Below are 12,500 nucleotides of genomic sequence, written 5' to 3'. Positions count from 1 at the left end.
GTTTCTTCGAAACAAAATCTACTGCAGCAAATTCAACTCCTTCTAGACCGCTTATTTCTTTTTCCATTTTAGCTGCACAATTCGCGCAGCCAAGTCCTTCAAGCATTACTATGCTTTTGTTCACCTTTTTCTTCTCTGCATCAACTATTTTAACATCCGGCTCAAGTTTATTTACAATGGATGTTACTTCTCCAAGAATTTTACCAAATTCCTTTTTATCGACCGCTTCAATTGTCAGCTTCTTAGATACAAAATCAACGGTCGCACTATTTACTCCTTCAAGGCTTTGTGTTTGAGCTTCAATCTTTGCAGCACAATTCGCACAGTCAAGTCCTTCAAGTATTAATACTTTTTTATTGCTCTTGTTAACGGATTTTTCTTTCACTACCACATCCGGTTCGTGCTTGTGCACTATGGTTTTAACTTGCTGTAATGTATTCTTATACTCTTGCTCTGATTCAGTTTCTAAAGTCAATGTCTTGTTCATGAAGTTCATATAGGCTTTGACTCCATTTAATTTATTAACCTCATCTTCAATTTTAGCTGCACAATTTGCGCAATCTAAACCTTCTAAAATTACTTCCTTCTTTAACATTACTGACCCTCCTTTACTTACTTTCTTCTGAAATATGAATTAATCCCTGGTCAAATATTTGCTTTACATGTTCATCTTCAAGAGAGTAGAATACAATCTTTCCTTCTCTTCTGCTCTTTACTAGTTCAGCCTGCTTTAAGACTCTTAGCTGATGTGAAATTGCTGATTGGGTCATATTTAATAAGAATGCAATATCGCAAACGCACATCTCTGATTCATCTAATGCCCAGAGTATCTTAATTCTTGTTGAATCTCCAAAAACTTTAAATAGTTCTGCTAGATCATATAGAGTTTCTTCTTGAGGCATTTTTTCTCGCACTTTATTTACAATTTCCTCATGTATTACATCACAGTCGCATCTTTCAATTGGTTGAATTTTTTTTGCCATATTTATATCACCTCTTTATCATTCAATTGAACACTTGAATAAGCTTTCATATATATTATAAACCTCAATTCTCCGTTTGTCAATAAAAACATATGAGTAATTGTTCAAGTGTGTTTATCTTTTAGCTTTACGGTCAAGACCGCCACCTCTAAGCGCAGCGTAGGTGGGTTTTAATCAGGTGGAGTAGACTCTCCATCTGATTCCCCGATGTTTCAGCTTGCTGAAACGAGTTCACTTATTAGATTATCCCCAAGTATAAATAGAAAAGAACCGCCCATCAAGAAGTATTTCTCCTCAATCGGCGGTCAAATTCGTTTTATTTTTCTATATCAATTTCTACACCAGATTTAAATTCAATAGTTAGTTTATCATCATAGACCGTTATTTTCTCTATAAGTCTTGTTTTTGTCAACAATAAATTGAGCCAGGTCGATCACTTAAAAATTGAGCCATTTTCGAATCGCTTACTTCCATAAATGGATGAATATAGGTGGCAAAAAGGGGCTTTCCCCGACGGGAAAAGCCCCCCTTTTCACTCGCGCGGCCTACCCCCTTCCCTTTCCTCGATTCTTTTCATGCTTTGCCGGAATCGATAAGATTCTCCATTTAGTAAAAAGATGTGTGATCGGTGCGTCAGTCGGTCTAGTAAGGCAATGGTCATCTTGTCGTTACCAAACACGCTTGTCCACTCTGTAAAGTCGAGGTTGGTTGTTATGATGACACTCGCTCGTTCGTAGCGATTGGAGAAGAATTGAAATAAGAGTTCTGCACCAGTTTTTGAAAAGGGGACGTATCCTAATTCGTCGATGATGATGACATCATATTTGAGCCATTTATGCTCAAATGCGGTAAGCTTTAACTCTACATTGGCCGTAAGGAGTTCTTCGACAAGGTCCTGAGCGGTAATAAATTTTACTTTGTATCCGTTTTGTATGAGGGAGGTCCCTAATCCAGTGGCAAGATGCGTTTTGCCGGTACCGCTGTTTCCTAAAAATATGACGTTTTCTTTCTTCTCTACAAATTCCCCTTTTGCCAAGGTCATAAAGCGGTTTCGGTTGAGGCTGGGAGTTAAGGTGAAATCGAAGGTGTCAAGTGTCTTATGAATGGGGAAGGTCGCCTGTTTTAATCTTCGTTGTTTCTGGTTTTCTTCTCGCGATAGGGATTCGACTTCAAGTAGGGCACATAGGTATTCTTCATATCGGAGGTTCTTTTCTTCCGCTTCTCTCGCTAATGCCCGATATTGTTTGGCGATGGCCGGTATTTTAAGCTGCTTTGTCATATGGTCCAGTAGGATTTCGGTGTTCAATGGACTCCACCTCTCATTAATTGCCCATATTTCTCTGTACTCCCGGTTTGTACTTTGAGTTCGAAGAGACCCTCGGGTGTTTTCTCTTTTGGTAGCGTTTGAATGTTTTGGGCTGGGTTTTTCTTCTTTTGAATGATTTCGTAGACCTGTTCGTATCGATAGATCTGGGCTTGTTCCGCTTCTTCAAAGGCCTTTGTGAGGATCTCCATTCCGATTTCGCGGTGAAGGAGGAGAAGGCGAATCATTTTTCGATCGCCTGCGGCCCCTTCTTGCTCTCTCATCTTTTGGTGGAACCGCCTGAACACCTCCGGAATGTTCGGTTCGTGAAAAGCATGGGCATCACGAAGGGCCCGGGGTTTTTTTAGCAAGGCTTCTAAGTAGTGATCCAATTTGGTAATGAGCCCGTTCCGTTCATAGGATCGTGGGTGCTCTGCGATCACTTGGTTTTGAGCCACGACGATCACTCGGTCTACATAAAGCTTCACCCATACCGATTGGCCTACAAAGCTACAAGGCACAGAGTATTGGTTGGTTTCAACAGTGATGAGTGAGGTTTTATTCACCTCACATGAGATGAGTTTACAGGCTTCGAACCGCCGCACCGGAAGGGGATGAAGATACTCTTTTTCTTTTTCCCATAGGTCCAACACAGTTTCTTTGGAGCGGGGGACGGTTCTTTGTTTTGATTCTCTTAAGCACCACTCTCTAAGCATTACATTGAGCTCATCCAAGGAGGTGACTTCCGGGATGGGTACGAGGGCATTTCTCCGGACATAGCCCACGGTTCCTTCGATTCTCCCTTTTTCATTTCCGGATCGTACGTTGCAAAATTCAGCTTTAAATAGATAGTGGGCTTGCAAAGAGAGAAAGGAGTCCTGTTCAAGACGATCTCTTCCTTGCAGAATCTTTTGTACGGCCGTTTTGAGATTGTCAAAGAGGCCCTCGGTAGGAACGCCTCCGAAAAATTCAAAGGCGTGAACGAAACCGTCCAGGAATGCTTCTTGTCTCTCGTGAAGGTAGGCTCGTACAAAGCGGGCTCGACTCGCAGAAAGCTCAATACAAAAGAGATAGATTCGCGTCCTCTTTCCTTGAAGGAAAATATCGGCTTCCCCCCAGTCAAATTGAAATTGTTGCCCTAACCTAAATTCTAAAGGGATATAAACTTCCTCAATCTTCTTTTTTTGCTTGGCTACGAGCTTTCGAATGTTCGATTCGGAACCTTTAAAATCATATTCTTCAACCAGCCGCCGGTAGATTCTCGCTGCGGTGTGGCGCTGTTTTCCCCATCTCCCTTGGTCTTCTTCGAGCCACTTGTCGATGATCGGGAGTACTCGTTTTGTTTCAGCGGAATATTCCTTGGTCCGATATACATTCTGTCGTTGAATGACCGTTGGAGCTGTCTGATTCGATAGGTACTTGCGGACGGTATTTCGTGAAATCCCAAGTTGTTTCGCAATTTGTCTTTGCGATAATCCTTCAACCTCCTTTAAAAATTTGATATGATGGTATTGAGCCATGGTGATCATCCTTTTCTTCTTCCCCTCTTATGTAGTTTGACTTCCGCTTTCTATCATAAGAGAGAGGATTTGATTTGGAAATGCCGTGGCTCATTTTTATTGTGATCGAACCTCGCTTTAGTGGCTCAATTTTAGATTATCAAATACAAGTCTCCTTACTAGTTGCTCATCATACTCCTCAAGGAGGGTGGATTGTTCATTTAGGAACTTTTCCATATCTTCTAGTCTTTGCTTGGAGCCTTTTTTGCCAGCTTCTTCTGCTAAAGCCTTATGTCTTTCCTCTCTGAGCCTGTAAATCTCATCGGCTATATCGTTATAATCCTCTTTGGAATTGGCCAGTCTCAAAAGGTCTTTTTGTAATTCCTCTAGCTTTTTATCTATCTCGGAAACAACATTATTGCCCGTTTCACTTATCACTGTTTCTATATTTTCCTTTAAGATAGTTAAAAAGCCATCCTTTTGCCCTATTAGTTTATTAATTGCCTCTACCGTAGCAATACCTATCATATCCTCCAGCACGGTTCGGGAATGACAAGTTAACCCTGTATTCTCAAGTCTACTGACGCATCTCCAAACAATCGATTTTTTACCTCGGTTATTCCAATGAACTCTACGGTATATTTCGCCACACTCTCCACAGAAGATAATTTGCGAAAATACATGATTTGAACTAAAGTTTCTTTTCTTTCCACTAGTACTTATATGTCCTCTACTTCTACGAACTAACTCTTCTTGTACCTGCATGAAAATTTCACGCGGGATAATGGCTTCATGGTTATTCTCTACATAATACTGAGGTACGATTCCGTTATTCACAACCCTCTTTTTTGTAAGAAAATCTACCGTATAAGTTTTTTGGAGTAATGCATCACCAATGTATTTTTCATTGCTTAATATTTTCCGTATAGTACTGGTATGCCACCTTTTTTTCCCCGCTCCCGTAAGTATGCCATCAGCTTCAAGTCCTTTTTTGATTTTATCCATACTGGAGCCTTCAAGATACTCTCGGTAAATCCTTTTAACAATTTCAGCTTCCTCCGGCACAATTACTAATCGCTTATTTTCATCTTTGGTATATCCTAAAAACCTAGAACAATTGACCATTACCTCTCCCTGTTGGTATCGGTATTGATAGCCAAGCTTTACATTCTGGCTTAATGACTGGCTCTCTTGTTGTGCTAAGGATGCCATAATGGTAAGCATAATTTCACCTTTGGCATCCAGTGTATTGATATTTTCTTTCTCAAAATATACCGCAACGTTCTTATCTTTAAGTTTTCTGATGTATTGTAGACAGTCCAAGGTATTTCTAGCAAATCGGCTTATTGATTTGGTAATAATCATATCAATTTTCCCAGCCATGCACTCATCAATCATTCGATTAAATTCGTCGCGATTTTTTGTATTTGTGCCACTGATGCCATCATCAGCAAAGATCCCTGCAAATTCCCACTCTGAATTCTTTTTAATAAACTCTGTATAGTGTTCAATCTGCACTTCGTAACTACTAGCCTGCTCATCACTATCTGTAGAAACTCGGCAATAAGCAGCGACCCGAAGTTTTGGTGTTTCATCTTCTTTTCGATTGTTGCCTACACGTTTTATTGCAGGTATAATCATTACATTTTTGTTAACTGCCATCTTGCTGCACCTCACTTTCTATTAAGCTGTATACATATTCCGCTTGTGTAAAAGGATTTGTATACTTCTGAATTACTTGTCCTATGGAAAACTTCTTAGAAATAGTAGGTTTATCTTCTGTCTTGGGTTCAAAGATTCTGCCTAGCTTTTTTGCTCTCTTTACCCTCTCTGCTTCTGCTCTTTCGTAGGTCTCTTTATCAATGATGGCAGGGTAATAATCATCACCAAGATAACGTTCATTTCTTAGCATCCTTCCAGCAGTTCCATGATAAGCATCTATTCCAGCAGACTTTGCCGCGACCGATAAGGAAAGGCCTGATAAGTAACCCTTATATAAATTCCTAACCTTTTCAGCTTTTTCTTCATCGATAACTGCTATTCCATTCTCTATCCTATAGCCATAAGGCGTATGCGCCACTTTTCTCACATCCTTTCCCTTAGTGTGATTCCACATTTCAGAACAAAACCTATCTCTACCCTTGAGAAAACGATAATTTTTTCAATATGATCATTGAAAATTTGCTCGTTAAAAGTGTTTATCATTTCAGCCTTATTTGTAAACTTTATTAAGTTACTGACTTCCTGCACCTTTGATAATTCTCCATTTAAAGCATGAATTAAAGCTTCTTTTTGCCCCATATAATTATCTGCTTCCATTTGCAGTTCATTGTTTTCTCTGTTAAAAAGGGCAGGTTCTAGATAACCCTTTGCCATAAGCTTTACAAGCAGTTCTCTCTGTTCTGCATTTTTTTCAATTTGCTTCTCTAATTCCTGAATTCTTGAAAGGTTATCTGAGTTGCTCATTCCACGCAAAGCATCTAATAGTGGTTGTAGAATAAGTTTTCTGCCGAAAATCAGCTTGTTCATCATAGTAACAAAGGCCGTCTTTATATCCTCATCTCGAATAAACTGCATGGAACATTCTGTTATCTGCTTTAAGTGTTTACTACAACACCAGGCTACATATTTTCTTGTGCCGGATGAATGAATTCGTCTTTTAAAGGTGCTACCACATTCCGAGCAAATAATTTTTCCGGAGAAAGAATACCGGTTTTGGTACTTATCATTACGCTTTTCTATTCCCTTTTCTTTTGCCCTTTGATTTAAGGCAGCCTCTACTGCTTCAAACACTTCATGGCTGATAATTGCCTCATGGTGATTTTCTATTAAATATCTGTTTTTCTCACCATAATTGGTGCGCTTATTAAAACGGGAATCTGTATAGGTTTTTTGCAGTATAACATCCCCGGTATATTTCTCATTTTTTAGAATTCCTCGAATTGTTGTAGCAGTCCAACGACCGCCTCTTTTGGAGGGGATACCCTTCTGATTAAGATCATCTGCTATTTTCTGTGTACCCTTGCCTAATAATACTTCTGCAAAAATATACTTCACAATTTCTACTTGCTCAGGATTTACCACCATTTGACCGTCAATGTTGTCATAACCATATGGTGGGTAAGAAATCTTAAAAGTTCCGTTCTGAAATCTCCTTTGAATTGCCCACTTGTTATTTTCCGAGTAAGCGTCAAATAAAACCCACCTACAATCTTCACCGCCTTCATGAGATAATCCTCCAAAAAGAATAGAATGGAGGCTTTTTCATGACGAAACTCACTTTACGTGAAGAATGGGAAGCTCGGGTGGCTGACTTTAGGGCAAGTGGAAAGACAGCGAAAGCCTGGTGTGACGAACATCAATTAAAGCTGCATCAGCTTTGGTACTGGGTACGAAAAATTGAATCCTCCAGATCGCCTAAGCCAAAAGCCTTGTCACCTCAATGGGTTCGCCTCCCAATGGAAGGTCCATCATCCCATGATGTCTTAACCTTGAAAGTTGGGAATGTCGCCCTCGAGGTAAGGCCCGGCTTTGATCCCGCACTCCTCGCCGATGTAATCAAGGTGCTGAAGGCGTTATGATCCCAGATGTGAGTGCGGCACAAGTTTATCTGGCCTGTGGCAGTACCGATATGCGCAAATCGATTGATGGACTCGCGGTGCTTGTCAAAGAAAGTTTTCATCTTGATCCCTTCTCCAATGCCCTCTTTGTTTTCTGCAACCGTAATCGGGACAAACTAAAGATCCTTTATTGGGAAAACAATGGGTTTTGGCTCTATTACCGGCGCCTTGAACGGGGAAAGTTTCAATGGCCGGATCACGTGACAGATCAAACGATGCATGTGACGAAGCGTCAATTGCGCTGGCTGCTCGATGGGCTTTCCCTTGACCAAAAACAGGCGCATCCCCCGGTTACAGCACGTACGATCCTTTAATGGGATGAAAAAAAGTTTTTAGCCTTTGCCGCCATGGGAAGGATTTGAACGAGTCAATGTCGAATAAGAAACCCATGGACAAAACGACGACCCTTACCATCGAACAACTTCAAAACCAAATAGAGGCACAGCAGCAGCAAATTGCGCTTCAAAATCAACAAATCGCTGAACTAACGTTAAAGCTGAAATGGTATGAGGAACAGTTTCGCCTGAGCCAGAAGAAGCGGTTTGGCTCATCCAGCGAGAAAACGGATGAGGGATAGCTTCACTTCCCCTCTTTAACGAAGCGGAAGAAACCGCCGATTCCGCTGCCGAAGAGCCGACGCTTGAAACGATCACCTACGATCGCCGCAAAAAAAGTGGAAAGCGGGAAGAGCAGCTTAAAGACCTGCCGGTGGAAATCGTCGAGTACCGCTTACCCGAGGATGAACAAACCTGTTCTTCCTGTGGGAATCCTCTGCATGAAATGAGTGTAGAGGTCCGGCAAGAGTTAAAGATCGTTCCTGCTCACGTGAAGGTTGTAAAGCATGTCCGGCACGTTTATGCCTGCCGCCACTGCGAGCAACATGAAGCGCACACCCCCATCGTGACGGCACCCATGCCTACGCCAGTATTTCCAGGGAGCTTAGCTTCTCCCTCTGCGCTTAGCTACGTGATGACCCAAAAATATGTGTATGCCCAGCCGCTCTACCGGCAAGAGAAGCATTTAGAACGCTTGGGAGTGCCCTTATCCCGGCAAACCTTGGCCAATTGGATGCTCCATGGCGCTCACCAATGGCTTCATCCGCTCTATGAACGGATGAAGGAGCACCTCATTCGCCAAGAGATCCTGCATGCGGACGAAACGACGGTACAAGTACTCCGGGAAGAGAATCGGGCTGCGGAAACCACCTCCTACATGTGGCTATACCGTACCGGAAGAGATGGACCGCCCATTATCCTCTATGATTACCAAAAGACAAGAGCGGGAGAACATCCCAAAGCCTTCTTGGCCGGGTTCCGCGGATACCTCCACGTGGATGGATATGCCGGATACAACCAATTAAAACCGGAGGTTACGCTAGTAGGATGTTTCGCCCATGCCAGAAGGAAATTTGATGAGGCACTAAATGCCCTTCCTCCATCGGATCGAAATAAAAACGTAGCAGCCAAAATCGGGCTTGGGTTTTGCAACCAGCTTTATGCCGTCGAACGGGATTTAAAAGAGGCTTCCCCGGAAGAACGGTATGAAGAACGCTTAAAACGAAGTAAGCCCATTTTGGAGGCTTTTTCCGTATGGCTTCACCAAATGAAGGATCAAGTCCTACCCAAAAGCACCTTTGGGCAGGCGGTTCAGTATTGCCTTAATCAGTGGGAGAGCCTCACAAACTATCTCAAAGATGGGAGACTTGAAATCGATAATAACAGAAGCGAACGCTCTATTAAGCCATTTGTCATTGGGAGGAAGAACTGGCTCTTTAGCAACACGCCAAGGGGAGCGAAGGCTAGTGCAATTATCTACAGCATCATAGAGACCGCAAAAGAGAACAACCTTAATCCGTACAAGTACCTCACCTATCTCTTTGAGCGGCTACCGAATATCGATTTGAAGGATAAAGACATGATCGATCAGCTCCTTCCTTGGTCGGCCGCCTTGCCTTCAAATTGCCGGGTAAACCAAAAGTAAATTTAGCATTAAAAGCTCCGTCACCAAGAAGGAGACGAAGCTTCGTTTCGTTTGTGAGGTTCTCCCACTGATTAAGGCAATACTGAACCGCCTGCCCAAAGGTGTTACAAGGAACCGACCAGTTGAGTAGAAAAAGTTGTATTGTCATTTAGCTAGGAACTGTTTAATTGTGAGAGAAGCAAGTTCTTTAAATTATTAAAGGCTAATTCTGATAAATCATTAACTCCTATTTTTCGACCAATTTCGTTATACACCTGAGATAAGTCATTTGGTGATATGGGACGTCCTTTAAAATTGCTGAAAGGTCCATCTGTTTCGATTAAAATTCTATTCAGCGGAATTGACTTTATTATCTCCGTACCTTTTTTTGTTCTTAACATTGAGTAATTGATTGAAAAGTAATACCCTGCATCTAGGATATCCTTGATGAAAGAAATACTACCTGAATACCAGTGAAACACCGCAAATTTTACATTATTATCAATTAAAATTTTTAGTACATCTTCTTCAGCTTTATGAGAATGAACGGACAGAATTTTATTCGTTTCACCCGCTTTTTTGCAAATATATTTAAATATCCTTTGTTGTTCTTCCTTATAATCTAAAAATTCATCGCTGTAATCTAATCCTACTTCACCTATATATTTAGTCATCGATATGCACTTGTTAAACAACTCTTTATTAAAAGGTTCTTCTTTTATAAATCTGGGATGGTACCCTAACGCTATCTTTACATATTTTAAATTTGAAAATAATCTCATACTTTCGTTAAATATCTGGGGTAAGTTTGTCACAAACAACGCATAGATTCTATTCTGTTCGTAATGTTCTATTTTGCTCCTATAATCCTTGTAATAATCAATATGAACATGAAAATCAATTAAGTTTTTCATTCTATTTATTCCCTGTCCAGCCCAAATATTCTAATAGCCCATCTTTATGTTGCTTTTCTTCATACTTTATCATCTCAATAAGTTCGTGCATCGATTGTTTATAAACTCTTTCATATAATTTTATTTCATTCAATGTTAATGAACCGTGACTCAATAATATGTTAGGAACAAATAAATCAATATGGACATTATCAATATATTTACGTACAGCATACAATAATGCCCTTAGATCACTTGATTTACCGACCAACGAGTCATACTCCTCTATAAAACTCTTACCTAATTTATAGTTAAAATTGTATACATCTTCTATAAATCCATTTGAAACTAACGATGCTTTCCTTATAAGGCATGGATAACAATATCCACAGTTAGTCGGTGGGGTGATTTTATCATATCTTGATTGACTTGGATGAGCACAAGATATTGTTTCCTTATAATAGTTTCTAAACACTTCGTTATTTTTATGTTCAGCGACAATTTCACCTTTTGATTTTTGGGAATAGAAATTCACAATCTTGTGTTTAATCCCTACTGCTTCAAGCAACCTATTTAATGAAGAAATAAAACGGGGATGGGTTGTTCTAGTACTGCAACTTCCGCTTCGACTCTGTGTTAATGGCACATTAATACCAATAAACCCGTTTTCAGGTATATAGACAGGTGCATTATCACCTATTGAGGAAGCTACAGCAACTGCACCTACTATAAACAAAAACGACCTACTTCTACTTGTATTTTCGTGGTATATATCTCTATCATCAGCATTTAACGGTTTTCTAGGAGAAACATTAAAAGGTATAAAATTTATTTTCTGTTTATTATAAGATTTTTTAATAGCATTTATTAAATCAGCTTGTCTTCTAGTTAATGAAGAATACTCCCTAAAACCAACAAAAATCGGGTTTTGATGTTTTTCCAATAATGTTAGTGCTCCTGCAAAGTAAGCGTCAAATACGGACCACATGCCGCCAAAATTAAAAGCTCCGTCACCAAGAAGGAGACGAAGCTTCGTTTCGTTAAATTTACTTTTGGTTTACCCGGCAATTTGAAGGCAAGGCGGCCGACCAAGGAAGGAGCTGATCGATCATGTCTTTATCCTTCAAATCGATATTCGGTAGCCGCTCAAAGAGATAGGTGAGGTAGTTGTACGGATTAAGGTTATTCTCTTTCGCAGTCTCTATGATACTGTAGATGATCGCGCTCGCCTTCGCTCCCCTTGGTGTGTTGCTAAAGAGCCAGTTCTTCCTCCCAATGACAAATGGCTTAATAGAGCGTTCGCTTCTGTTATTATCGATTTCAAGTCTCCCATCTTTGAGATAGTTTGTGAGGCTCTCCCACTGATTAAGGCAATACTGAACCGCCTGCCCAAAGGTGCTTTTGGGTAGGACTTGATCCTTCATTTGGTGAAGCCATACGGAAAAAGCCTCCAAAATGGGCTTACTTCGTTTTAAGCGTTCTTCATACCGTTCTTCCGGGGAAGCCTCTTTTAAATCCCGTTCGACGGCATAAAGCTGGTTGCAAAACCCAAGCCCGATTTTGGCTGCTACGTTTTTATTTCGATCCGATGGAGGAAGGGCATTTAGTGCCTCATCAAATTTCCTTCTGGCATGGGCGAAACATCCTACTAGCGTAACCTCCGGTTTTAATTGGTTGTATCCGGCATATCCATCCACATGGAGGAATCCGCGGAACCCAGCTAAGAAGGCTTTGGGATGTTCTCCCGCTCTTGTCTTTTGGTAATCAAAGAGGATAATGGGCGGTCCATCTCTTCCGGTACGGTATAGCCACATGTAGGAGGTGGTTTCCGCAGCCCGATTCTCTTCCCGGAGTACTTGTACCGTCGTTTCGTCCGCATGCAGGATCTCTTGACGAATGAGGTGCTCCTTCATCCGTTCATAGAGCGGATGAAGCCATTGGTGAGCACCATAGAGCATCCAATTGGCCAAGGTTTGCCGGGATAAGGGCACTCCCAAGCGTTCTAAATGCTTCTCTTGCCGGTAGAGCGGCTGGGCATACACATATTTTTGCGACATAATGTAGGCCATTGCGGACGGAGAAGCTAAGCTCCCTGGAAATACTGGCGTAGGCATGGGTGCCGTGACGATGGGGGTGTGCGCTTCATGGTGCTCGCAGTGGCGGCAGGCATAAACGTGCCGGACATGCTTTACAACCTTCACTTGAGCAGGAATGACCTTTAACTCTTGCCGGACCTCTACGCT

At 41.3% G+C, this 12,500-nt stretch carries 12 protein-coding genes and 1 pseudogene (1 of these 13 only partly in view); 3 read left to right on the top strand and 10 right to left on the bottom strand.

All coding sequences use genetic code 11. The features are described from left to right. From THEAE_RS0100200 to THEAE_RS19490, 7 genes are all read right to left on the bottom strand, one after another. Positions 1-595, bottom strand: partial view of a heavy metal translocating P-type ATPase gene (locus THEAE_RS0100200; protein ID WP_005584885.1) — the 5' portion only. Its footprint begins 2,003 nt before the window's first position; 595 of the gene's 2,598 nt are visible here — the first part of the coding sequence; its start codon is at positions 593-595; its stop codon lies beyond the left edge, outside the window. A 13-nt stretch (positions 596-608) separates the two neighbouring features. Beyond that, the gene (locus THEAE_RS0100195) at positions 609-983 is read right to left on the bottom strand and encodes an ArsR/SmtB family transcription factor (protein WP_005584884.1); all 375 of its coding nucleotides are present in this window, start codon (positions 981-983) and stop codon (positions 609-611) included. Between the two features lie 532 nt (positions 984-1,515). Beyond that, positions 1,516-2,289: an IS21-like element helper ATPase IstB gene (gene istB / locus THEAE_RS0100190; RefSeq protein WP_005585326.1), complete on the bottom strand. Its 774-nt coding sequence runs from the start codon at positions 2,287-2,289 to the stop codon at positions 1,516-1,518. Further along, positions 2,286-3,806: an IS21 family transposase gene (istA, locus tag THEAE_RS0100185; RefSeq protein WP_245605504.1), complete on the bottom strand. Its 1,521-nt coding sequence runs from the start codon at positions 3,804-3,806 to the stop codon at positions 2,286-2,288. Before istA ends, istB begins: the two co-directional genes overlap by 4 nt. A gap of 117 nt (positions 3,807-3,923) precedes the next feature. Next, positions 3,924-5,447, bottom strand: coding sequence for a recombinase family protein (locus THEAE_RS0100180; RefSeq protein WP_028986160.1), 1,524 nt, complete (start codon positions 5,445-5,447; stop codon positions 3,924-3,926). Continuing rightward, positions 5,437-5,874: a recombinase family protein gene (locus THEAE_RS0100175; RefSeq protein ID WP_425426360.1), complete on the bottom strand. Its 438-nt coding sequence runs from the start codon at positions 5,872-5,874 to the stop codon at positions 5,437-5,439. The genes THEAE_RS0100180 and THEAE_RS0100175 overlap by 11 nt, the downstream gene beginning before the upstream one ends. Further along, positions 5,871-6,869, bottom strand: coding sequence for a recombinase family protein (locus THEAE_RS19490; protein WP_245605503.1), 999 nt, complete (start codon positions 6,867-6,869; stop codon positions 5,871-5,873). The genes THEAE_RS0100175 and THEAE_RS19490 overlap by 4 nt, the downstream gene beginning before the upstream one ends. 182 nt (positions 6,870-7,051) lie before the next feature. On the opposite strand from THEAE_RS19490, the gene tnpA reads away from it, so the two are divergent. From tnpA to tnpC (THEAE_RS19485), 3 genes and pseudogenes are all read left to right on the top strand, one after another. Beyond that, positions 7,052-7,366: an IS66 family insertion sequence element accessory protein TnpA gene (gene tnpA / locus THEAE_RS0100160; protein ID WP_028986158.1), complete on the top strand. Its 315-nt coding sequence runs from the start codon at positions 7,052-7,054 to the stop codon at positions 7,364-7,366. Further along, complete coding sequence (gene tnpB, locus THEAE_RS0100155; RefSeq protein WP_028986157.1) at positions 7,363-7,719, top strand: IS66 family insertion sequence element accessory protein TnpB; 357 nt, start codon at positions 7,363-7,365, stop codon at positions 7,717-7,719. Before tnpA ends, tnpB begins: the two co-directional genes overlap by 4 nt. A 74-nt stretch (positions 7,720-7,793) precedes the next feature. Continuing rightward, positions 7,794-9,385: pseudogene (gene tnpC, locus THEAE_RS19485) on the top strand (IS66 family transposase). A 152-nt stretch (positions 9,386-9,537) separates the two neighbouring features. Here the strand turns inward: tnpC (THEAE_RS19485) and THEAE_RS0100145 are convergent. From THEAE_RS0100145 to tnpC (THEAE_RS0100135), 3 genes are all read right to left on the bottom strand, one after another. After that, positions 9,538-10,278, bottom strand: a complete 741-nt coding sequence (locus THEAE_RS0100145; RefSeq protein WP_028986156.1) for a TatD family hydrolase — start codon at positions 10,276-10,278, stop codon at positions 9,538-9,540. A 1-nt stretch (position 10,279) separates the two neighbouring features. Continuing rightward, a complete protein-coding gene (locus THEAE_RS19480) occupies positions 10,280-11,200 on the bottom strand; it encodes a hypothetical protein (protein ID WP_052329640.1) in 921 nt (306 codons plus the stop codon). 103 nt (positions 11,201-11,303) lie between these two features. Continuing rightward, a partial coding sequence (gene tnpC, locus THEAE_RS0100135) for an IS66 family transposase (RefSeq protein ID WP_084213385.1) occupies positions 11,304-12,500 on the bottom strand: 1,197 nt, incomplete at its 5' end.

The sequence above is a fragment of the Thermicanus aegyptius DSM 12793 genome, assembly GCF_000510645.1.
GTDB classification, from domain to species: Bacteria; Bacillota; Bacilli; order Thermicanales; family Thermicanaceae; genus Thermicanus; species Thermicanus aegyptius.
The sequence above is the reverse complement of the archived record's forward strand: the minus strand, read 5'-3'. Positions and strand labels throughout refer to the sequence as shown.